The following is a 21,591-nucleotide window of genomic DNA, read 5'->3' as shown; positions in this document are numbered from 1 at the left end:
CGCCCCCCGGGGTGCCGCGGTCCCGCCCGGGTGCCCCCGCCGCCGCGCCCCCCCCCCCGGCGGGGCCCGGCCGCACGCCCTGCCCCCCGGGCCCCCGGGGGGGCGCGCCGCCGACCTCGCACCAGCCGAAGGAGTAGGCCGCCATCTCACCCACCCAGGGGTGCAGCCGCTGCACGGCCGCCATCAGCGCGGGCCGCGTCAACTCCCGGCAGCGTTCGAGGATTCGGGGTGCGGACGGCGGTGCCTGGACCGCCGAGGGGAGCGCCGTCACCGTACGGCCTCCGCCGCGGCCAGACCGAACTCCTCCCGGGCCCGGGCCACCATCTCCCGCGCGTGCCGCAGCCCGCTGCCCTCCAGCGTCCTTGCCAGATCGGCCAGTTCCGCAGCGGTCTCGGTGCTGTCGCGGCCCAGGCGGGCCAGCGACTTGGCCAGGCCCAGCCGGGACAGGGCCTCGCCGCGCGGTTCGCCCATCGTGCGGAACTTGCCGAGCGCCAGCTCGTACAGCTCGCGGGCCTCGGCGTAACGGCCGGCCCGGTAGAAGACGTTGCCACGCATCTTGTGGTTGTAGGCCAGCGCGCTGGTGAGGTTCATCGCCCGGCACGTGGTCTCCGCCTCCGACAGCAGCTCCAGCGCACGCCCGGTGTCGCCGTCGCGCACCGAGACGATGTCGGCGAGCCCGCGCAGCGCCCAGGCGTGGCCGCGCCGGTCGTCGGCCCGCGCGGCTATCTCCGCCGCTTCCTCGAACATCGCGTACGCCGTGTCGTAGGAACCCGTGTTGCGGTGCATCTGCGCGATGCCCTCCAGTGCCCACACCGTGTGCCGCGCCTCGCCCCGTCGGCGGGCCTCGGCCAGCAACTGCTCGTGCAGTCGGCCGACGGCCTCGTAGTCGCCCTGGATGCGGCCGGTCTCCGCCAGGCCGGCCAGCGAGTAACCCCGTACGACGACGTCCCCGCCGAGTTCGCCGAGTTCGGCCGCGAGCCCGAGCAGCCGCCAGGCCAGCGGGAACGCGCCGCGCTGCCGGGCCAGCGTGCCGCCGCTCCACAGCGCCCACGCCATCGCCGCCGTGTCCCCGGCCTCGCGGGCGGCGCGGTAACTCGCCTTCCACGCCCGGTCGGCGTCCCGCACCTGGCCGAGCCGGCGGTGTGCCTCGGCGACGGCCAGCCCGCAGCGGGCGGCCTCGTCGCGCCGTCCGGCCCGCTCGGCCTCCCGCAACTGCTCGGTCCCCGTGGCCAGTACGTCGACCAGGGAGGAGTTCACGGAGAGGGTGGTCAGGGCGCCCTGGTACTCCGGGGCGAAAGCCTTGCCGTACATGGATGCCTTTCTATACGCGGAGTGTATACATGGCGTGTATGCGCCTCATGTATACATGGCGTGTATAGTCCGTCGGAAAGATGCCCCGGCCGCGACGGCCAGGGCATCACCTTGCTGTGGGTCAAGACGCGGGCAAGAACGGAGGGGTTGCCTCCGAGACGCGGATCACATGGCGGACCGTCAGTGCTGCTGCGCCTTCTGCGGCGTCACCTCGCTCGGGCGCACCACGACGTACCCGTCGCCCCGCAGCATCAGCTGGACGGCTTCCCCGGAGCCGCCGCGCAGCATCGACCCGATGGACTGCGAGCGGTGCAGCGAGGTCTCCAGGTGAGCGGTCCAGCCCACCACCGCGTCCGTGTCCACGTACACCGGGTGCTGCGGCGAGACGGGTATGACCAGCGGGTTGCCCTCGCAGACCAGGCCGAGGCCGCCCTGTCCCGAGAAGACGCTGTTGAACAGGCCGCCACCGGCGATGCCCGAGCCCTTGACCGTCTTGATCTCGTACGACAGCGAGGCGTCGAAACACAGGACGTTGCGGCCGTTGACCGTGAACTGGTCGCCCGGCTCGACCTCGACGATGAAACAGTTCTGCGCCTCGTGCGCGAACCACGCCTCGCCCTGTCCCCGCACCGCCATGAGGGGCAGCCCCTCGCCGGTGACCGCACGCTTGAGCATGCCGCCCACGCCCTGCCCCTTGCGCTCGAACTTGAGGCTGCCGCGATAGGCGACCATGGCGCCCTGCCGGGCGAACATCTCGCCGTCCACGGTGTACTTGACGCACTTGGCGTTCTCGACGGTCATGCCCGGCTCGACGGCCGGCTGCACCAGGTGCGTGCTGGAAAAGAGATCACCCTTCATGCGTGCATGGTGTCCCGGAGGGTGTGGTTCCGCCAAGATCGCTCCGGTGCGGCTTCTCAGGCACCGAACAATTGGGTCCAGTAGGTGCCCGCCCGGCCGCCGCCCACGAAGCCGACACCGATGTGGGTGAAGGCGGGTTTCAGGATGTTGGCGCGGTGGCCGGGGCTGTTCATCCAGCCCTCCACCACCTCGGCGGGGGAGCGCTGGCCGCAGGCGATGTTCTCGCCGATCGTACGCCGGGCCGAGCCCGCGGCGGCGGCCCGGTCCCACGGCTGCGAACCCCCGGGAGCGGTGTGGGAGTAGAAGTCGCGCGCCACCATGTCCGCGCAGTGCGCCTGGGCGGCGGTCGTGAGCAGCGGATCGGATGCCAGCGGGGGCAGCCCGGCCCCGCGGCGCTCCTCGTTGGTCAGCGCGACCACCTCGGCACAGGTCCGGGCCGGATCGCCCGGGGCGAGGGGCCTGGCCCACAGGGCGGTCCAGTACGTGTCGCCCGTCCGGGCGCCGGTGACGCGTGCCAGCCCCGCCTGGGTGAAGGCCGGATCCTGGAGCGTGCGCCGGGCCTTCTCCGTGCGCAGGCAGTACGCCACGAACTCGGCGGGGGTGCGCGGGCCCGAGACCAGGTGTTCGCCGACGGTGACATAGGCGTATCCGGTGGCCGTGATCCGCTGGTGGACCGAGGTGCCGTCCGGGCTCTCGACGGCCAGGCGTCCGGCGGCAGCCATCGTGGAGGCGTGGCCCCGCGCGGCGGCGACGAGGCGGGCGTCGAGCGACACGGGCGGAGAACCGGCGCTCGCGCGCGCGGAGTTGACCAGCCCCAGGACCCCCTCGGGGTCGGGTGCGGGAACGCCGGCCGGTGCCGGGTCGGCCACGGGTGGCGCCGATCGCTGCCGTGGGACGTCCGGGCGGCGGGCCGGTGCCCCGGGCGGGTCCTCGACGACATCCACCCCGAAGTCCCGGGCCAGCCCCGCCAGGCCGTCGGCGTACCCCTGCCCGATCGCGCGCAGCTTCCAGCCGGTGTCCCGGCGGTATACCTCGGCGAGCAGCAGCACGGTCCCGCGCGGCTGGCGCGGCGGGGTGAACCGCGCGATCGATCGGCCCCGCGGATCGGTGACATGGAGGGTGGACGCGGGCAGCCGGCCCAGCGGAATGCCGGGCTCCGCGGGGCTGACGGCCACGGTGACGCCCGCGGCACCGGGGCGCAGCCGGGCCGGTTCGACGGTGAGCGTGTCGCCCCGCAGCCGGACGCCGGGGGCGGCCGTCTGGTTGTGGAACACGAAGTCGGCGTCGCCCCCGACCTTGCCGCCCTCACCGGTGATGAGCGCGCAGACGTCGAAGGGGCCGGGCACGCGCAGGGTCAGCACCCCGCCCGGCAGGGGCAGATTGCCCCCGGGAACCAGCTCGGTCATCGCGCCGCCTGGAGTCGTGCGTCACGGCCTCCCCGGTGGGGAGCCGCCCGTACAACGTCCGGGCGCGGCGCGCCGGTTCCCGCCGGTGTCTCATTTCCGCACCACCGCCGGCGCGACGTCCTCGTGCCGCTCGGCGACCGCCGTGCCGCGCGGGGATTTCGTCCGCTTGCCGCAGAACGCCGACTCCAGCGTTCCCGCCATGGTGTCGAGGACGGTGCCGTTGTTGGAGGTGTTGGCGAGCGCGGTGAGGCTGCGCCCGCCGTCCTTGGTGGTGAAGGCGTAGGTGTAGTAGCCCTGGACGGCGCCGGTGTGGCCGTACACCGAGATCCCGCACGACAGGTCGCGGCGCCGCAGCCCGAGACCGTACCCCGTCGTGCTGTTGACCCGTGTCCAGTGCTCCATCTCGGCGAGGCGCGCGGCCGAGGTCAGACGGCCGCCGAGCAGGGCGGAGAAGAACGTGTTCAGATCCCGTGTGCTGGAGATGACGGCGCCCGCGCTCTGCGCCCAGGAGACCGTCTGCTCGGTCGCGTCGACCAGGGCGGCGCCGGCCGTGTCGGGGGTGAGGTAGCCGCGGGCGTACCGGCCCGGGATCTTCGTGTCCGGGTGGACGTAGTAGGTGTCGCGCAGGTTCAGCGGCTTGAAGATGCGGTTCTGGTACTCGGTCCGCACGGAGTGACCGGTGATCTTCTCGATGAGCATCCCGGCGACGACGAAGTTGGTGTTGGAGTACGAGTAGGCGGCGCCGGGCGCGTTGGTGCGCGGCTTCGCGAGGGACAGCTTCACCAACTGGCGGTAGGTGAAGACCTTGTTGCGCACCGACTCGAAGCCGGGGACGGACTTGGCGAACATGTCGTTCGTGTAGTCGTACAGGCCGCTGCGGTGGCTCAGGACGTGCCGCACCGTGATCCGGTCGTCGGGCAGCAGGCCCGGCAGATAGCGGTTGACCGGGGCGTCCAGGGTGAGCCGGTGTTCGTCGGCCAGCTGCAGCAGGACGACCGCCGAGAAGGCCTTGGTGACACTGCCGACGCGGAAGTGGTCGACGGTGCTGATGGCCCGCCGGGTGCTCCGGTCCGCGTAGCCCTGGGTCGCCGTGTCGACGGTGCCGTGGTCGTCGATCCGTGCCATCGCGCCGGGCGCGCCCTGGGCGACCGCCGAGCGCAGCACGGCGCGCAGGCCCGCGATGTCGGGCGCCGGCAGCGCGGCGGTGGCCGGCTCGTGGGCCATCCCCGTCGCCGCCTGCGCCGGTACTGCGAGGAGCGCCAGGACGACCGCCCCGAGCACCGCACTTCTGCCCACCGTCGCTGAGACCATCCGGCTCTCTCCCATCTCCGCTGTGTTCGGTGCGAGATCCGTCACATTACGGCGATGCAACCTACTCGCATCTGGTCACCTCTCCACAGATGACACACAGTTGGTCATCCAGTGATCACCCAACGGCAGGCATTCGTAAAGGATTGCCCTAGAAGACCGCGAAAGTGATCATTCCGGCTTTACGTGGTCATGACTTGTACGTAAGGGTTTCGCTCTGGGGCCCGACCAGCCCCCATGGTGCCCAACCGCGCCATGTCGCAAGGCAGTTGGTGATCCCGGCTGCCTTCGAACGAAGGAAGCCTGATCAGTGCGTAGACCGCACATACGCAGCGTGGCGGTTGCAGTCGCCGTGACGACCGCTGCCACGGGCCTCGCCGGTACGGCGTTCGCAGGTCCCTCCACGGGGGTGGAGCACGGCGTTTCCTCGGCCGCCACGACGGCCTCGTCGGTGGTGGCAGCGGCTCGTGCCGCCGCCTTCGCCCACACGTCGGCGACCGGCGTTTCCCAGGGCGACCAGCTGCACGCCCAGGACGTCATGATCGACCCCGAGGGTGCCCGGCACGTCCGGTTCGTCCGTACCCACAACGGAATGCCGGTGCTCGGTGGCGACCTCGTCGTCCACCTCTCCCGGCAGCTGGCGTACACGGGTGTCACCCGTGCCGCCGAACACGCCGTCAAGCCGGCCACCACGCAGGCCAAGCTGACCGCCGCGCAGGCGCAGCAGAAGGCCGCCGCGGCCGCCAAGGGCGACGCGGGCAGCGCGCAGCTGGTGGTGGACGCCCGCGAGGGCGGCTCGGCCCTCGCCTACCAGGTGACGGTCTCCGACAGCAGCACCACCGAGGGCAACGGCGCCCGGACGGTCGTCGTCGACGCCGTCACCGGCAAGGTGCGCAGCAACACGCCCGTCAACGACGAGTTCCTGTCGCCGAAGCTGCTCGACACCCTGCGCAAGCGGGGCGAGACCGTCGACCCGGCCACCGGGCTCGGTACCGAGGGCGCCGGCCTCGCCGCGTCGTCGGGCTCCTCGGTGTCCGCCGCCACCCGCTACCCGAAGACGGTGGCCGGTTACGGCAAGTCGCTGTTCGTCGGCAAGGTCGGGCTGACCGTCCAGCAGACGGCGCGCACGACCTTCCTGCTGAAGGACCCGAACCGCTACGGCACCGAGACCCGGGACGCCAGGGGCTCGTACACGGAGAGCTTCGGCGCCGGCAAGAAGATCACCAGCTCCACCAGCACCTTCGGCAACGGGACGACCTCCAGCCGTAACAGCGCCGCGGCCGACGCCCAGTACGGCGTCACCAAGACCCTTGACTTCTACAAGAAGACGTTCAACCGCAAGGGCATCGCGAACAACAGCAAGGCCGCCAAGGCCATGGTCCACTGGGGCAAGAAGGTCGCCAACGCCTTCTGGGACCCCACGTGCGGCTGCATGCTGTACGGCGACGGCGACGGCGACATGTTCAAGAAGCCGCTCGTCGTCCTCGACGTGACCGGCCACGAGCTCACCCACGGCGTGGTGGACGCGACCGCGAAGCTCGAGCCGACCTTCGTCGACTCGGACGGCAACCAGTACGGCGAGCCCGGCTCGCTGAACGAGTCGCTGGCCGACATCTTCGGCTCCAACGTCGAGTTCTTCACCAAGAACGCGAAGGACACGCCGGACTACCTCATCGGCGAGAAGCTGGGCCTGGCCCAGAAGTTCCTGCGCCGCCTCGACAAGCCGTCGCTGGACCGGCTCGAGGGCACGATCGACTACTGGTCGCCGGACGTGTACTACACCGAGGTCCACGCCGGCTCCGGCGTCTCCTCGCACGCGTACTACCTCCTCGCGGAGGGCAGCGGCCAGAAGACGATCAACGGCGTCAAGTACAACTCGCCCACCTTCGACGGCGGGTCCGTCAAGGGCATCGGCCGCACCAAGGCCACGGCGATCTTCTACCGTGCCCTGACCCGCTACATGGTCTCCTCGACCGACTTCCACGGCGCGCGCGTCGCGACGCTGAAGGCGGCCAAGGACCTGTACGGCGCCTCCAGCGTCGAGTACCAGACGGTCGACCGGGCCTGGGCCGCGGTCAACGTCACCGCTGCCAACACGCCGGCCGCCCGTCACTGACGGCAGCCGGACCACAGCAGACCAGGATGCCCCGCCGCGCGCGGGGCATCCGCATGTCATCCCCCGGAACAACTGCCCTTCCAGTAAACGCTGTTACTTTTATTGGCAGCGGAAAATACTGACCCTAGGTTCGCGGTCATGCGCTCGACCTCCCGCACCGAGACGTTCCCGGCGCACACACCGGCCGCCTCGCAGGTCTTCACCACGCTCCTCTCCCACGGCCCCCTCGCCCGGCTGGAGGCGGCCCGGCTGGCCGGACTGTCACCGGCCGCCGTCACCAAGGCGGTACGCCCGCTCATCGAGGCCGGGTACCTGGTGGAGGACGCCGGCGGCGAACCCCGCGCCGCCCTCGGACGGCCCGCGAACCCGGTCCGCGTCGACGGTGGACGGGCACTGTTCCTCGGCATCAAGGTGACCGGCGACGAGGTCATCGGCGTACTGACCGACCTGTGCTGCCGGATCCGCCTCGCCCGCAGGCTCCCGCTGAGCGACCGCACGCCCCGCGCGGTGCTCGCCGACACGGCCGCACTGGTGCGGCAACTGCGCTTCGAGGCCGAGGACTTCGGCGCTCCCCTCCTCGGACTCGGGGTCGCCGTCTCCGGCGACGTCGACCGCGCCGAGGGCGTCGTACGCTACTCGCCCTTCCTGGAGTGGCGGGACGTACCGCTCGCCGAACTCGCCGCCACGGTCACCGGGTTGCCGGCCACGGTCGACAACGACGTCCGCGCCCTCACGATCGCCGAGCAGTGGTTCGGCGCCGGAGCGGGGCTGTCGGACTTCGCCCTCGTCACCGTCGGCGCGGGCATCGGCTGCGGCCTCGTGGTGCACGGCCGGGTGGTCGCGGGCGCCCCCGGGGTGGCGGGCGCGATCGGCCACGGGGCCGTCGCCCCCGCCGGGCCGCCCTGCCACTGCGGCAACCGCGGCTGCGTCGAGGCGATCGCCGGGGAGGCCGCGATCGTCGCACGGATGCGTCAGGTGACCGGCCGTCAAGTGGACGACGTGACCGCGTCCGTGGCTCTCGCCCACCAGGATGTCGACGGCGCGCGCGAGGTCTACGCCCGGGCGGGCGAGGCCATCGGCCGCGGCATCGCGACCGTGGCCAACCTGCTCGGCCCGCAACGCGTGATCATCTCCGGCGAGGGCCTGGCCGCCTACGACCTGTTCGCCGAGCAGATCCGCGTCTCCTTCACCGCGGCCGCCTTCGGTTCCGCCGCGCGGTGCGACGTGCAGACCCGCCCGCTCCCCTTCGAGGAGTGGGCGCGCGGGGCCGCGGCCGCCGCCATTCAGTCCTTCATCACCTCAACTCCCGCCAACGGACCGGGCAGGGGCTGAACCCCCCGCCCCGATCCGGAACCCCAGGAGGTACGGCCCATGCGGTCACGCTCGCACTCCGTCCTGCCCGCACGCGCCCTGAGAGCCGCGGTCGTCCTGGCCCTCACCGCGGGCCTCGCGACCGCCGTCCCGGCGGCGCACGCCGACACACCCCCGCCCGTCGCGGCCAAGCCGTACATGGGATGGTCGAGTTGGAGCATGCAGTCGTCCACGTACCCGGGTCTCAACCCGGACGGCGACTACAGCTACCTCACCGAGGCCAACGTCCTCGGGCAGACCGACGCCCTCGCCGCGAAGCTGAAGCGCTACGGCTACGAGTACGTCAACATCGACGCCGGCTGGTGGCGCGACCGGGCGTGGCAGCCCGAGTTCGACGGTTCTCCAGACACTTGAAGCTGTCTCATCCGAGTGACAGCGCGGCATCTCCCAGCACACCTCCGACCGGCACCGAAAGACTGCACTTTGCCAGAGTGGTGACGCATGCCTGTGGGTTCACGTGCAGCTGTTCTTCACCGACCAGCGGAAGGTCTGGAAGGTCGGCCAGGTCGCTGGATTGAGTCAGGCAGAGCTGTCAGCTCTGTTCGCCCGGCGTCTGGTGCCTTCGGGTACGCCGATCCTGCTGGATGAAGCGATGCGCCCGGTCGAGCCAGTGTCGTCGTGGTTCCGGTCGCTGGCACTGGAGCGCAAGGACGCCAAGACGATGCGGTCGTACGCGTACTCCGTGCTGATGCTGCTGCACTTCCTGCTGGCTTGTGAGGCGGATCTGCAGTCAGTCACGGAGACAGACCTTCGGGAGTTTCGTCTGTGGCGGCAGGACGAGGCGGAGGAGGTGGTGGGTGACGCCGCCTGGGACCGGGACTGGGCCGCCATCGAGTCTCTTTACCAGTATCTGATCCGGACCGGTGTCGTCGCCCGGCAGCCCTGGCGGGCGACGCCGCAGGGTTCCAACCTCGCCAGCAGGATCCACCCTGACCTGCGCGTCCGGCACATGGAGCGTGACCAGTACCTCTACTTGCGGGACGTGGGATTTGGAGGACTGGCTCCGGACGCCGGGCTGGATGTCGCGTTCCGGGGCTGGCGGCCCCACCGAAATCGGGCCGCCTGCGAACTGGCGCTGATGACGGGGATGCGGATTCAGGAGTGGTCCACTTTGCTCCTGCCCGAGCTCGGTCTGGTAAATGGCCAGCGGCCGGCTTTCGCGGACGTCGAGCTGAAGGCCTGCGCCAAGTTCGGAGGCCCGCGCGCGGTCTATGTCGCGCCGGACCCGATGGAACTGCTCGATCCCTACCTGCTGCTCGAACGTCCGGAGATCGTGGCGAAGGCTCAGCGCTCGCTTCGACGGCGGCACCGAGAGCTGTTCGTGATCCAGCGGCTGGAGGCCGACGACACGAGGGTCCGCGGGGTGCTCGACGGCCTGACGATCACGCGCACGATCAAGAACATGAAGCCGGAACTGCGACGTCTGGCGGTGCGGGAGACCGGTGACGGCCTGGATCCGCTGGCGCTGTTCATCGGTCAGGGCGGAAAGATGCTCACCTTCTCGGCTTGGGACAAGACCCGCTGGAGGGCCTGGGACCGGATGAAGGCGTGGGCCGGCGACCGGCACGCGCCGGTGTTGCCCAGGCGGTGCTGGGTCTATCACGACCTTCGGCACACCTTCGCCTTGCGGCTCTTGATCTTCCTGACGCGGGAGGCCCTGAACGACGCCGAGGAGCAGGGGCTGCCGATGTCCGCGCTGCTGGACCACATGTCCGGCAATCCGCTGCTGGTGGTCCAGCGCCGCCTTGGCCATGCACACCCGTCGACCACCTACCGCTACATCCGCTACCTGAAGGACCCGATGCGGGAGGTCGATGACGCCTTCCGCGAGTGGACGGCCGCCGGCGGCGCCTCCTACATCACGATCGCCCGCAGCCTGATGGACTTGGAGGACGCCGGCCATGCCCCGTCGCGGCCACTACACCCGTGATATTCCCGCTCCTGTTCCTCGCCCTGCGGCACCGGCCCGGGTCGGCGTTCGCGAGGTGTCGACGGTCGACGGTCAGGGCCGCCCTCGGACGGTGACGTTCGATCCGGCACGCTTCGCGTGCGCGAAGCTGGCCGGGGAACTCGCTGATGAGTGGGTGGAGTTGGTGGAGGACGCCCGTTACGGTCCGACCTCGGCGACGCACTACCGGCAGACGATCGAGGCGTTCTGCACGCACGTCGATGCCACCGTCCCGCGGCCTCACGGGGCGAGTTTGGCGGGCACCGACCCGGACCTGCATCACGCGGTGACGGAATGGGTCCGTCTGCTGCCCTCCCGGCACAGGCCCGGCTCGCGAAGTCCGGCCTGGCATGCGGGTCGGTTGAGAACACTGATCGGGCGGCGGTCGCTCCACGCCGAGCGGGTGGTCGCTGGGCACTTGCAGGGCTGGCCGAAGGCGCCCTGGGACTGCGTCGGGGGGAGACCACTGAGCTGGACGAGTTCTCCCGGGCCGACAGGAAGAAGATCGTCCAGGCCGCATGGGCCGCACGCTTGGACGTCGAGAGGCGCCTCGCCCGCGGATGGGACCTCGCAGCCCGCTGCCGTGATCCCCGCGAGGATGGCTGGACCGAGGAGGCCAACCTCCTGTGGGCGATCGCTCACGATGCCCTGAACTGCACGCAGATCAGCAAGGCTCTTCCGTCCTGGCGGGACATGCCCGTGAGCCTGCGGCAGCTGGCACCGGCCGGCACCCGCCCGGTCGCCGCGAAGGCCGTTGTCGTCAGGGGGCTGGTGAGGCAGTTGTGCCTGCACAACTCCGATCTGCAGGCTTATCGGATTTTGCTGATGGCGGCGACTGGCCGGGCCCCGGAGGAAGTGGCAGCGCTTACCGAGCACGACATCGAGTTCGGCTCCTCCAGCGTGACCATCGACTTCAGCAAGGGGCGGGCTCGTGCCCGAATGTGCCAGGCGTTCAGCATGCCGGAGCCAGAGAGCCCGGCTCTGCTGCACCCGGCCCGGCCCGACTCGATGCCGGGGAGATTTGCCGTCGGCTGCTGGAACTGAACAGGCCGCTGGCCGAGCGGTTCGGCGTCCCCCTTGTCCCTCTGTTCCTGCGGGCCGCGATGTTCTGGCCGCAGGTCACACCCGCCAGGCTCGACCGGACGTCGACCTTCGCCGGCTGGCTGCGGGAGCGAGGGGTGTCAGTCGACGGCCGGCCGGACATCCGGCGCCTGCGCAAGTCCAGCAAGGTCGAGAAGGCCATCACCTTCAAGGGCCGCGTCAGCGACATCGCCGACGACCACTCGGTCCAGACCTTCCACCGCCACTACGCGCACGGCACGACCTTGAAGGTGATCGCCGGCAGCTTGATCACCGCAGCGCAGACGCGCTGGCTCGACAAAGCGGTGGCCGGTCCCGTCGTGCTGGGCGAGGAAGCCGAGCAGTCGCTGAGCCAGCCGGGTTCTGCCGCCGCCCTGGGGCTGTCGGAGGAAGAGGTCGAACAGCTTCGCACCGGACAGCTCGACATGGGCGTCTCCAGTTGCAGGGACCCCTTCGCCTCTCCCTACGGACGCGCCGGCCAGCTCTGCCCGGTCGCCCCCACCCGCTGCCTCGAATGCCGCAACGCGTTCGTGCTGCCCTCGAACCTCCCCCAGCTTCTGCTCTTCTCCGACCATCTCGAACGCCTACAGCTGCGGGTGTCGCCTCAGCTCTTCCACACGCTCTGGGGACAGAGCCGCGTCAACGTCACCGAAGCGATCAAGGCCCGCACCGACGCAGAGCTCGCTCAGGCCCGCCTCCAGATCGCCGAAGACAAGGCGTCCTTCCCTCTCCCCCTTTCGGCTCACGTGGAGTTCGACGCATGACCAGCCGCCTGCCGCTCGCCCTGCCCGTCTCGGTCTTCCGGGACGACGAGCCCGTCATCCAGTCCCATCCGGTCCTGGAAGGCGCCTGTCCGCCGATGTTCGGCAGCACCGGCTGCTGGGACCTGTATGGCATCGTCCGCAGGGCCCCGAACCTGGCTACCGCCGGCTTCCGCGTGATCTTCCACGAGCTGGACCCTCAGTGGAATCTCCTGGCCAGGGAGATGGCCATGATCTGGTTCAACCCGCGCCACCCAGCCGTACTCGCCCGCGGGCTGCATCTTCCGCCCGACCCGGTGGCACCGCACACGGTTTCCCAGCGCATCGGACACCTGCGTGCCCTGCACGCCTACGGCGTTTCCCGACAGCTTCCGCCAAGGGTCGGCGACTGGAGCGACGACGACTTCAAGACCTACATCGAGCACCGCTGCCAGCAGGGCGAAGCGGCCAGCGCCACCGGACACGTCCACGTGATCAAGACCCTGCACCGTTTCCGGGGAACACGGGCCAGCAGCGGGCTAGTACGTGATCCCTGGCCCGCCACCAGCACGAACGCCGTCGTCGACCACCCCACCGTCCCTGAACTGAAGACCCCTGTGATCCGGCCGGATACATGGTTCCCGCTCGTCCGCGCTGCATGGGCGTACATCAACGATTTCGGTCCCGACATCCTGCGCGCACTCGATTACTGGCACCGTCTCCAGGCAGAAGCCCGCCCCCTTTCCACGGCCGAGGCCGACACCCGCTTCACCGCCTGGCTCGCCAACCCCGACAACAAGGTCCCAGTGCACGAGCTCACGGGGAGAACGACCGTGAACTGGCAGCTGCTGACCTTTCTGATCGGGTTCGAGTCCCGCAAGATGGCCTTCTTCACCAAGCAGAACCGCGCCGGCCTCGCCCGCCGGGCCACCGCCGAACGGCTCGTTGTCGAGGGCCGCATCCGCACCAGCCTGATCGACGGACTGCGCGAGGTGACCAGGCCGGACGACAGCCGCAGCCCCTGGCACGACAGTCTCCAGCCCCGCGAACTCGCGGTCGAGTGCCTGGCCCTGCGCAATGCCTGCTATGTCTTCGTCGCCGCGCTGTCGATGATGCGTGACTGCGAGATCCGCGAGATCACCAAAGATGCTCTCACCGAGTACTTCGGCACCCCGGCAGTGAAGTCAGTCAAACGCAAACTCGATCCCGACCTGCCCACCGCCCACTGGTGGATCATCGCACCGGTCGCCCAGGCCATCGAAACCGCCACACACCTGTCAATGAGTGACACCCTCGCCTTCGCGGCGGTCACCCCGCGCTTCCACGGCAGCGGCTTCACCAGCCAAACCGCCATCGGGTGCTTCATCAAGCACGTCAACCGTCACCGGAGAGTGACCGGCCTTGCCGAGATCCCTCCCAGCAAGGTCACTCCGCACATGTTTCGTCGGACCATGGCCATGCTCACCCGCGACTATCCCGGATCGGAAATCGCCGTTGGGATGCAGCTCAAGCACGCAGCCACCCGAGCCCTGGCCAACCGCTGGACCCAGGGCTACATGGATCACGATCCCTCCTGGGCCCGCCTCCTCACCACCGCCATCGCCGAACGTCGGTTCCAACGGCTGAGGGACCTTTTCGACGCCGACAGCCGCGGCGAGGCAATCGGCTTCGGGCCCGGCGCTGACCAGATGCGTTCGGCCTTCGCTGCCGTCCGGGAGAAGGCCGAAGCCCTCCGAGCGAGCGGAAAGGCCCAGCGAGGGGACATCCGCGTCGAAGACGACCTGCTCAAACGCACGCACCTATCAATCCGGTTCGGAAAGCTCAACCACTGCACCCTGGACGAGAACAACCCCGTCGGCGCGAAGTGACTCGAAGACGCCATCGTGCCCCCAGGACACCGAGGGCCACTCATCGACCGCTGCCAGCCCGCACGCTGCAGCAACAGCATCATCGCCCCCGAACACCTGCCAATCTGGCAGGCCGAGCACGCCTCCCTGACCAAACTGCGGAGCCTCCCCACACTCCCGGCGAACCGCAGAGCCCTGATCGACCAGCAGATCCGCGACGTCGAGATCGCGGTCACCAAGGCGGGAGAATCATGACCACCCCAACGCGGCCCGGTCTCTCCGCAACGGCTGAGAAGGCCCTTCGAGAGGCCATGGAACGGCTCTTCAACGGTCGGCCCATCCGCACCGACGGCAAGCTCACCAAGCAGAACCTCTGGCGCGAGGCGGGCGTCAGCCGGGCCACGATGAACCGGGCAACCGCAGTACTCGTCGACTGGGATAACCACGTCAATCACAGCACGGCAAGCAAACACGACCAGACCCAGGCCGCGGAGATCGCCCGCCTCCGCCGCCAACTGCGAGACAACCGAAACGAGCGACAACGACTCCAAGACGAAGTCGACGCCGCCGCCACAGTCATCGCGGCCCTGCTCGCGGAGAACACTGCCCTCCGCGAGCAGATCGCCCAACGCTCAGCCGTCGTCCTCCCGCTCGACCGAGCACACGCCACACGCGAGTGAAAGCGGCGCGGAACCAGCCCAGAGCCAGCGGGCTGAGATGGTGAGGTGTCGTGATCAACCCTCGTGGCGCCGACGCGCGAGATGGACGCCGTAGGCGGTGCAGTCCAACACATCCGCAGGCCCCGAAGGGCATCGAGGACCCGCCGGGCCGGTCATGGGCGGCAGGCCGGCGACGCGCTGGGAGTGGACGTCAGCGTGTGAAGGAACTAGTCGAACTGGATCCAGAGCTGGCGGGGTGCGGGGACGTCCTGTTGCGCTCGGCTCGTTCCGCGGCGAGGACGCTTTCCAGTACAGCGGGAAATCGCCGCAGAGCCTCCTTTCTCAGAGTCACGTAGCAGCGCGTGCCCTCCATCCGTTGCCAAGTGAGTCCCGCCTCACGAAGGGTCTTCATGTGGTGACTGAACGTGGACTGAGCGATTCGAACGGTGAAGTCTGTGCGCACATGCTCGTTGCCGTCCGCCAGGACGCCCATGACGTGCAGGCGGACAGGATCACCCAGAGCCGAGAGCACTGCGGCGAGGGTGACCTCTTCGAGGTCGGGGTGGCTTACTTCCTTGGGCACAGTAGAAAGCATACATCGATAATCGACGATTTTCGATGTAGTGTCCTCTCGTAGACACCCGACTGTGCTGATGTTTGCCGGGCGGCCGTGTCCTGACGCCAGCCGTACAGCAAGAGGAAGACGCATCATGGAACACCAGCCCGCCCGACCCCTTCATAACCGCGTCGTCATCGTCACCGGAGCCGGTACGGGGATCGGCCGGGCAACGGCGGTCGCGATGGCCGAAGCGGGGGCGCACGTCCTTGGTGTCGGGCGACGCCAGGTGGCCCTGGAGGAGACTGCCGCCATGCACCCCGGCATCGCGACTCTCGCCACGGACCTGCGCGTGGAGCATGCCCCTGAGCTGATCATCGGTACGGCGATCGACCGATGGAACCAGCTTGACGTGGTGGTGAACAACGCCGGCGCCACCGCACGTGTCTCGTTGGACGAGGTGACACGTTCGCGCATCACCGACCTGTTCGACCTCAACGTGATCGTACCCACCATGCTCGCCCAGGCAGCGTTGCCTCACCTGCGCCGCAGCAAGGGCTCGATCATCAACATCTCCAGCACCTACGGCCATCGCCCCCACCCAGGCGGTGCCCACTATGGGGCGACCAAGGCCGCCCTGGAACAGCTGACGCGGACCTGGGCCGTCGAGCTGGCCCAGGACGGGATCAGAGTGAATGCCATTGCTCCCGGGCCGACTGAGAGCGAGGCTCTGTCCGTCAGCGGGCTCACGGAGGAGGAGGTGATGAAGGTCAAGAAGGAGCAGGCATCCCGGATCCCTCTGGGAAGGAGGGGAGAGCCGGAGGAAGTCGCGTCCTGGATCGTCCGCTTCGCAGATCCCACCGCAACGTGGCTGACGGGCCAGGTTCTCACGATCGACGGAGGCCTCGAACTGATCTGAATACGCTTTTCCGGTGATCCACCGGGCATCAGGCCCCAGCAGAGACGCGACGGCTGCCGCGATCTCGTCGGCCTCGCCCATCCCTCCGAGCGCGACACCCATGCTGGAAGCATGCCGTCGGTGAGCACCTGCTCGCTCCCGTGTGACGCGGAACGCGGCGACCACGCCGTCTGCCGGCCGTCGTCCGTCCAGCCCGGCGTGCGGACCGGTCCGGGCGACATCCCTCGACCCGGGATGCCACAGGTCGCTAACCTCTCCGGCACGTGGTCGGCGACCATTTGAAGGCCGGTCGCGGTAAGAGAGGTTGGTCAGCTCGGCCGTGTGGTGCTCCGTGTCGGGTTCGTACATGTCCCAGATTGCCGCCGCCACTGCCGCCTCGAGCGCAGGGTCACCGGCTGTTGAGAAGGAGCCGAAGTCCAAGGTCGCTGCCGGGACTGCGGCGTCGACGACCCGGATGTTGGGCGGGACCAGATCACCGTGGATGGCGGTTCAGAGGTCGTCGGCAGGGCTCGCAGCGATTCAGTGGTCCCACTGGACCGGTCAGGACAACCGGGGCACCGCAGCGGTGAGCACGTTCCGGTGGTCGCGGGCGGCACGCTCGGCCGGAGCGGCCAGTGCCTCGGGGAGCGGGTGTGACCGTCTCGCAGGGGGCGGTCGTCGCCCTGCACGGTCAGCCGCCGCGTCCCGGGCGATCCCGGCACAGACGCCACAGGCCCGGCCGCACAGTGAGTGCTCGGCCGGTCCCACACTACGATCAAGGCTTTCAGCAGATGGTGGGCGTCGTCCAGCAGACGCGATGGAGTCACTCTCGGCGAGAGAGCGGCGTCCGGCTGGACACGTGCGCGTCGAACCGCTGCTGTTCCAGCAGGTTCCGGCCGAGACAGAGCGAAGAAGTTGGCGGACGAGGACCGGCGCGGTCTGACCGCCCTGGTGGGGGCCGATGTCAACCCGTACGGCACCTTCCGCCCGGACCAGCGGGGGCGAGCCGCCTCCCTGGATGTACACCGTGCAGGTACGTATGCCGTTGGACGCTTGTGTGCCTGTGTGAGCCGGGGCGGCTGGCACTAGCCGCCCCGGCTGATCCCACCAGCAATTGCACGGCAGTGGAGTTCGCCAGCCACCGTGACCGCCGGTAGTTCCGTCGAGGTCAGATGCCCACCGGGTAGCGGCTGGTGATGGCGACGCGGTTGAAGGCGTTCATCACGGTTGCCAGCCAGGCGACTGCCGAGATCTGGTCTGCGGTGAGTATGTCCGCGGCGGCGTTGAAGTCCTCGTCACTGACGTGTCCGTCCGGCACGCGTGTGATCGCCTCGGTGAGGCGCAGGGCGGCGCGGTCGGTGTCGGAGAAGTAGCCGGTCTCTGCCCATGCGGGCAGCACCGCGATCCGGTCGGGGTTCTCGCCCTTCTTGAGGGCGTCGTTCGTGTGCATGCGCAGGCAGAACGCGCAGCCGTTGATCTGGGAGGTGCGGATCCTCAGCAGTTCGACCAGAAGGGGGTCGAGGCCCGCTGCGGTGGTGGCCTTCTCCACCTCTGCCGACAGGGCGATGAGGGTCTTGTAGGCGGCCGGGTGCTGCTCGCCGATGTTGACGCGCTGGGGGTCGGTCACGGTTCCTTTTGCTTCCTTCGTGCGGTGCGCGCCGCGCGTGTCGGGCACGTCTTGGTGGTGGATGGGGGCGTGCTCCGGCGGGGCCGGAGTTCGTGAAGGGTGTTGCCGCCCCTCTGCATGCCCCCCGGGGGTTACGACTTCGGGTCTTCGACCTTGAGCTTGGCCCCGGTGTCGGAGACGAAGACGACCAGGATCTTTGCCGGCTTGGTCCGGCTGGCGTTCTCGGTGAGGACATGGTGGGCGCCCGGCTGCTCGACCCAGTTCTCGCCCTGGTGGTAGGTGGTCACGGGCTTGTCGTCGAGCCTGCTGCGCACGGTGCCTTCGAGGACGTAGGCGTAGACGAACGCCTGGCCGTGCCGGTGCGGCAGCGCGCTTGCGCCGGGCGGGAAGGCGACGATCGCTGAAGTGAAGGTCTTGCCCTTCACATTCGCAAGCGCCTGTTGCAGCAGTGGTGTGAAGATTTCGACGGAGTGCCTCGATGCGGCGACCGTCGCCGGCGCGCTGGCGTGGGCGGGCTGGTCGGAGGCCGAGCAGGCCGTGGCCCCTGTCAGTGTGGCAGCAGCCAGCAGGCCGGCGGCGGTTCGCATTCTTATCACAATGGGTCTCTCGATTCAGTCTTCCGTGATGCGGATGATCGTCTTGCCGGGGGTACGCGTGCCGGGGGCGAACGCGGTGGGTGCCTCGGCGAGCGGCCGCACAGCGCCGACGAATGGCTGGAGCCGGCCGTCCCTCAGCCGCGTGGCGAGCTCGGCGAGCCGTTCGCGGTCGGGTTCGACGACGAAGAAGACCGCCCGGCCGTCCTTGGGCTGGACCTTGGGCGGCATGACGATGCTGACCAGCGTGCCGCCGGCTCGGACCAGGGTGGCCGAGCGGTCGAGGATGTCACCGCCGATCACGTCGAACACGACGTCGACCTCGCCGGCGTGCTCCAGCTTCTCGGCCTGCAGGTCGATGAAGGTGTCTACCCCGAGGGCGAGTGCCCTGTCCCGGTCGGAGGCCCGGCCGGTGCCGATGACGCGGGCGCCGGCCTCGCGGGCGAGCTGCACGGCAATCGAGCCGACGCCGCCCGCAGCACCGTGGATGAGGACGGTCTGGCCCGTGGTGAGGCCGCCGTGGTCGAACAGGCCCTGCCAGGCGGTCAGTCCGGAGATGGGCAGTGCGGCGGCCACGGTGTGGTCGATGTCCGCCGGCAGCGGGGCGAGGTTGCGGGCCTCCACCGCGACGTACTCGGCGAGGGTGCCGTTACGGGTCCAGTCAGCCAGGCCGAACACTCTCTGTCCGACGCTCAGGCCGGTGGTGCCGTACCCCAGCTCCGCGACGACACCGGACAGCTCGTGCCCGGGCACACTCGGCGTCCGGTCGCGGCCGGCGCGATCGGTCCACGTTGCGGGCCAGTCCAGTTCGCCACGGGTGAAGCCGGCGGCGTGCACGCGCACGATGACGTCGTTCTCGGCCGCATGGGGGTAGGGCATGTCCGTCAGGGACACACCGGCAAGACCGGCGTCACGGTCTCGCACATTGATGGCTTGCATGCTGATCCTTACTGGGAGAGGCGATGGCGAGCGCACAGCGCACTCGCGCACAGGGCTCATGGCGGCTGCAGGGGGATGTATGCCGTTCTGCATGATCGATCTCACCTGCTCGCGCGTATTCCTTCGTCGCCCGTTATGCGTTCTCAGCAGGGAGACGAGATAGCCCCGCCGCGTGTGACAGCTCAGACGCGCGCGAGTTTGTCGGGGTTTATGACCCGGCGGTACGCGGTGATCAGACCGTCTGTGATCTGCACCGTGTCGACGGAGTAGATGCGGCCTTGCCGGTGGAAGACGAGGGCCGGCTCGCCGCCGACCTCCGCGAAGTCGATGCGGTCGGGGCGCCACTGGCGCCCCGTACGCACCATGACCTCGGCGACGCGCCCGCCGCCGTGAATGAGCTTGCGTGCCGCCAAGACCTTGCCGCCGCCGTCGGTGACGTAGACCGCGTCCGGGTGCAGGAGCCTGACCAGGCCGGCCAGGTCCCCGGCCTCGTAGGCGGCGCGGAAGACCGTAAGGACCCGTTCCCGCTCGGCCTTCGATGCCTGAGGCGTGGACTGCTTCGCCTTGGCCACCCTCCGTCGTGCCCGTGAGGCGAGCTGCCGGGCCCCGGGCACGGAGACATCAAGCACTTCGGCGATCCGGCCGAACTCAAGACCGAAGACGTCGTGCAGGATGAAGGACACCCGCTCCGGCGGGCTCAGCTCTTCCATGACCAGGAGCATCGCCGAACTGACCGACTCGTCGACGAGTACCGGCTGCGACGCGTCCGGGCCCGTCAGCAGCGGCTCCGGCAGCCACGGCCCGACATACGTTTCCCGGCGGAAACGGGCACTCTTGAGGATGTCGTACGACCGTCGCGCGGCCACCGTCACCAGCCAGGCCCGCAGATCACCGATGTCCTGCAGATCCGCTCCGGCCGCGCGCAGCCACACGTCCTGGGTCACATCCTCGGCATCGGCCACACTCCCCAGCAGCCGGTAGGCCACACCGAAAACCGCGGGCCGGTTCCTCTCCCATTCGGCTCCGAGCAGGTCCTCCTGCCCAGACCGTCCGGGCCCGTATCCGTCACCCATACGGATCGCAACCTCCTCCAGCCTGCGGAGCCAGCGTAGAGCCGAGCTCAGGAAATCCGCTCTGACACGGCGGTCGTAAGTCGTGGGTCGAGCTGCTCTGGGGCTGGTGTCGGCGTACGGCGGTGTTTCCTGGTGGAGGCACTCTCACTGGGGCAACACCACCCGGAACCGACTCGCCGGGGGATGCTCAGCAGCGGGTCAGTTCGCTGTGAGGCTCGCCTTTCCCGGCCGTCCGCGTCAGGTCTCCGGTCGGCCGGTGAGCACGCGATCGTCCGGCGTGGAGGGCCGCACCCAAGGACAGCGCCCCGACGAAGCCGACGTACAGGTAGCCCGTGGCCTCCAGCCCCCATGAGGGCGCCGCGACCCCGGCCGCGAGGGACGGAAGACTCAACGCCGCATAGCTGATCACGTAGACGGCCGAGAAAACCTCCGAGCGCGACTTCGCGGTGGTGACCGCGCTGATGGCGCGAAGGCTCCCGTTGAACGTCAGGCCGACGCCCAGCCCTGCGACGACTGATCCGCCCACGTATACGGCCGCCGACGCAACAGCGATGGCCACCGCCAGTCCGAACGCGCCCAGCGTCAGGAGAGCCGCCCCTAGCGACGTGGCGTGCCGTGCCGTCTGCCGAACGGAGCAGAAGGCGCCCACGCTGTTGGCCAGAAACAGCGCCGCGATGCTGAGCCCGCCCGCAGCGCCGAACCGCACATGTAGGACGTTGCTCACCAGGGAGGGAGTGAGCGAGAGGAACAGACCCGTGACGGCCCACCCCGCGACAAGGGCGGGAACCGAGGCGAGGAACGCCGGCCGGACCTCCCGAGGGACCCGGACCCTTGGTCGCAACGACGCCGGTCGAAACGCTTGAGGGGCGGGTGGTTCGGGGATCCGGAGGACGACCGCGGAAAGAATGACGAAGGTCAGCGTAAGGACCGGAAAGACATACGCGTCGGGACGTGAAGTCGACTGCACCAGCAACCCCACGACTCCGGCACCGGTGGCCATGCCGATACTCGTGCCCACCGCTGTCATCGTCGGCCCCAGCTGCGGACGTCGCACGGGTGAGAGGTCGACCAGTCCGGCGGCAAGAGCGCCCGTGGCCGTCCCCGTGGCGATGCCCTGGACCACCCGGGCGATCAGGAGGGAGACGATGCCGTCGGCCGTCCAGAAGATGGCCGTGGGGGGGCCACCCACCCGAAAGGGGGGTCCCCCAACCCGCGGGCGGCCCCCGCGTGGGACCGGCGAGACCCCCCTCACCGGACCGCC

18 protein-coding genes and 2 pseudogenes are annotated in these 21,591 nt (G+C 69.5%); 10 read left to right on the top strand and 10 right to left on the bottom strand.

Translation table 11 applies throughout. The features are described from left to right. The 5 genes and pseudogenes from ACFW2E_RS11805 to ACFW2E_RS11785 all read right to left on the bottom strand — a co-directional run. Nucleotides 1-271, bottom strand: a pseudogene (locus ACFW2E_RS11805) (polyprenyl synthetase family protein); the annotation flags it as partial. Beyond that, nucleotides 268-1,311 (bottom strand): tetratricopeptide repeat protein, encoded by a 1,044-nt coding sequence (locus ACFW2E_RS11800; protein ID WP_384465130.1) that lies wholly within the window; start codon nt 1,309-1,311, stop codon nt 268-270. The gene ACFW2E_RS11800 and the pseudogene ACFW2E_RS11805, both read right to left, overlap by 4 nt. A 180-nt stretch (nt 1,312-1,491) precedes the next feature. After that, entirely contained in the window at nt 1,492-2,169 is a 678-nt protein-coding gene (locus ACFW2E_RS11795; RefSeq protein ID WP_384465127.1) for an AIM24 family protein, read from the bottom strand. 56 nt (nt 2,170-2,225) lie between these two features. After that, entirely contained in the window at nt 2,226-3,575 is a 1,350-nt protein-coding gene (locus tag ACFW2E_RS11790) for a CAP domain-containing protein (RefSeq protein ID WP_384465124.1), read from the bottom strand. A 90-nt stretch (nt 3,576-3,665) separates the two neighbouring features. Beyond that, complete coding sequence (locus ACFW2E_RS11785; protein ID WP_384465121.1) at nt 3,666-4,886, bottom strand: serine hydrolase domain-containing protein; 1,221 nt, start codon at nt 4,884-4,886, stop codon at nt 3,666-3,668. 331 nt (nt 4,887-5,217) lie between these two features. Here ACFW2E_RS11785 and ACFW2E_RS11780 point away from each other — a divergent pair, with 331 nt between their 5' ends. From ACFW2E_RS11780 to ACFW2E_RS11735, 10 genes and pseudogenes are all read left to right on the top strand, one after another. Then, nucleotides 5,218-6,999, top strand: a complete 1,782-nt coding sequence (locus tag ACFW2E_RS11780) for a M4 family metallopeptidase (RefSeq protein ID WP_384465118.1) — start codon at nt 5,218-5,220, stop codon at nt 6,997-6,999. Between the two features lie 138 nt (nt 7,000-7,137). Beyond that, entirely contained in the window at nt 7,138-8,331 is a 1,194-nt protein-coding gene (locus tag ACFW2E_RS11775; RefSeq protein ID WP_384465115.1) for an ROK family protein, read from the top strand. A gap of 39 nt (nt 8,332-8,370) precedes the next feature. Beyond that, nucleotides 8,371-8,706 (top strand): annotated as a pseudogene (locus ACFW2E_RS11770) (carbohydrate-binding protein); the annotation flags it as partial. A gap of 121 nt (nt 8,707-8,827) precedes the next feature. Beyond that, entirely contained in the window at nt 8,828-10,300 is a 1,473-nt protein-coding gene (locus ACFW2E_RS11765) for a tyrosine-type recombinase/integrase (protein ID WP_384465112.1), read from the top strand. 549 nt (nt 10,301-10,849) lie between these two features. After that, complete coding sequence (locus ACFW2E_RS11760; RefSeq protein ID WP_384465109.1) at nt 10,850-11,362, top strand: hypothetical protein; 513 nt, start codon at nt 10,850-10,852, stop codon at nt 11,360-11,362. Nucleotides 11,363-11,421: 59 nt separating this feature from the next. Further along, nucleotides 11,422-12,162, top strand: a complete 741-nt coding sequence (locus ACFW2E_RS11755) for a hypothetical protein (protein ID WP_384465107.1) — start codon at nt 11,422-11,424, stop codon at nt 12,160-12,162. 95 nt (nt 12,163-12,257) lie between these two features. Further along, nucleotides 12,258-14,006, top strand: a complete 1,749-nt coding sequence (locus ACFW2E_RS11750; RefSeq protein ID WP_384465105.1) for a hypothetical protein — start codon at nt 12,258-12,260, stop codon at nt 14,004-14,006. A 15-nt stretch (nt 14,007-14,021) separates the two neighbouring features. Continuing rightward, a complete protein-coding gene (locus ACFW2E_RS11745; protein ID WP_384465102.1) occupies nt 14,022-14,240 on the top strand; it encodes a hypothetical protein in 219 nt (72 codons plus the stop codon). Further along, nucleotides 14,237-14,665, top strand: a complete 429-nt coding sequence (locus ACFW2E_RS11740; protein ID WP_384465099.1) for a hypothetical protein — start codon at nt 14,237-14,239, stop codon at nt 14,663-14,665. The genes ACFW2E_RS11745 and ACFW2E_RS11740 overlap by 4 nt, the downstream gene beginning before the upstream one ends. 689 nt (nt 14,666-15,354) lie before the next feature. Next, nucleotides 15,355-16,119, top strand: a complete 765-nt coding sequence (locus ACFW2E_RS11735) for an SDR family NAD(P)-dependent oxidoreductase (RefSeq protein ID WP_384465096.1) — start codon at nt 15,355-15,357, stop codon at nt 16,117-16,119. A gap of 1,147 nt (nt 16,120-17,266) precedes the next feature. On the opposite strand, the gene ACFW2E_RS11730 is transcribed toward ACFW2E_RS11735, so the two are convergent. From ACFW2E_RS11730 to ACFW2E_RS11710, 5 genes are all read right to left on the bottom strand, one after another. After that, nucleotides 17,267-17,725 carry a carboxymuconolactone decarboxylase family protein gene (locus ACFW2E_RS11730; protein WP_384261965.1) on the bottom strand — a complete coding sequence of 153 codons (459 nt, stop codon included), beginning with the start codon at nt 17,723-17,725 and terminating at the stop codon, nt 17,267-17,269. Nucleotides 17,726-17,856: 131 nt separating this feature from the next. After that, nucleotides 17,857-18,312 carry a cupin domain-containing protein gene (locus ACFW2E_RS11725; RefSeq protein WP_384465092.1) on the bottom strand — a complete coding sequence of 152 codons (456 nt, stop codon included), beginning with the start codon at nt 18,310-18,312 and terminating at the stop codon, nt 17,857-17,859. A 24-nt stretch (nt 18,313-18,336) separates the two neighbouring features. After that, nucleotides 18,337-19,257, bottom strand: a complete 921-nt coding sequence (locus tag ACFW2E_RS11720; RefSeq protein ID WP_384465089.1) for an NADP-dependent oxidoreductase — start codon at nt 19,255-19,257, stop codon at nt 18,337-18,339. A 182-nt stretch (nt 19,258-19,439) separates the two neighbouring features. Continuing rightward, nucleotides 19,440-20,330, bottom strand: coding sequence for an RNA polymerase sigma factor SigJ (gene sigJ / locus ACFW2E_RS11715; RefSeq protein WP_384465086.1), 891 nt, complete (start codon nt 20,328-20,330; stop codon nt 19,440-19,442). A 187-nt stretch (nt 20,331-20,517) separates the two neighbouring features. After that, nucleotides 20,518-21,519, bottom strand: a complete 1,002-nt coding sequence (locus tag ACFW2E_RS11710; protein ID WP_384465083.1) for an MFS transporter — start codon at nt 21,517-21,519, stop codon at nt 20,518-20,520. Between the last annotated feature and the right edge of the window lie 72 nt (nt 21,520-21,591).

The sequence above is a fragment of the Streptomyces sp. NPDC058964 genome, assembly GCF_042741275.1.
In the GTDB taxonomy this organism is placed as follows: Bacteria; Actinomycetota; Actinomycetes; order Streptomycetales; family Streptomycetaceae; genus Streptomyces.
The sequence above is the reverse complement of the archived record's forward strand: the minus strand, read 5'-3'. Positions and strand labels throughout refer to the sequence as shown.

Bases quoted from the DNA above. Each gene is read 5' to 3' on its own strand.
- ACFW2E_RS11800 (WP_384465130.1), bottom strand. From the start codon at position 1,311: ATGTACGGCAAGGCTTTCGCCCCGGAGTACCAGGGCGCCCTGACCACC.
- ACFW2E_RS11795 (WP_384465127.1), bottom strand. From the start codon at position 2,169: ATGAAGGGTGATCTCTTTTCCAGCACGCACCTGGTGCAGCCGGCCGTC.
- ACFW2E_RS11790 (WP_384465124.1), bottom strand. From the start codon at position 3,575: ATGACCGAGCTGGTTCCCGGGGGCAATCTGCCCCTGCCGGGCGGGGTG.
- ACFW2E_RS11785 (WP_384465121.1), bottom strand. From the start codon at position 4,886: ATGGTCTCAGCGACGGTGGGCAGAAGTGCGGTGCTCGGGGCGGTCGTC.
- ACFW2E_RS11775 (WP_384465115.1), top strand. From the start codon at position 7,138: ATGCGCTCGACCTCCCGCACCGAGACGTTCCCGGCGCACACACCGGCC.
- ACFW2E_RS11755 (WP_384465107.1), top strand. From the start codon at position 11,422: ATGTTCTGGCCGCAGGTCACACCCGCCAGGCTCGACCGGACGTCGACC.
- ACFW2E_RS11750 (WP_384465105.1), top strand. From the start codon at position 12,258: ATGTTCGGCAGCACCGGCTGCTGGGACCTGTATGGCATCGTCCGCAGG.
- ACFW2E_RS11740 (WP_384465099.1), top strand. From the start codon at position 14,237: ATGACCACCCCAACGCGGCCCGGTCTCTCCGCAACGGCTGAGAAGGCC.
- ACFW2E_RS11735 (WP_384465096.1), top strand. From the start codon at position 15,355: ATGGAACACCAGCCCGCCCGACCCCTTCATAACCGCGTCGTCATCGTC.
- ACFW2E_RS11725 (WP_384465092.1), bottom strand. From the start codon at position 18,312: ATGCGAACCGCCGCCGGCCTGCTGGCTGCTGCCACACTGACAGGGGCC.
- ACFW2E_RS11720 (WP_384465089.1), bottom strand. From the start codon at position 19,257: ATGCAAGCCATCAATGTGCGAGACCGTGACGCCGGTCTTGCCGGTGTG.
- sigJ (WP_384465086.1), bottom strand. From the start codon at position 20,330: ATGGGTGACGGATACGGGCCCGGACGGTCTGGGCAGGAGGACCTGCTC.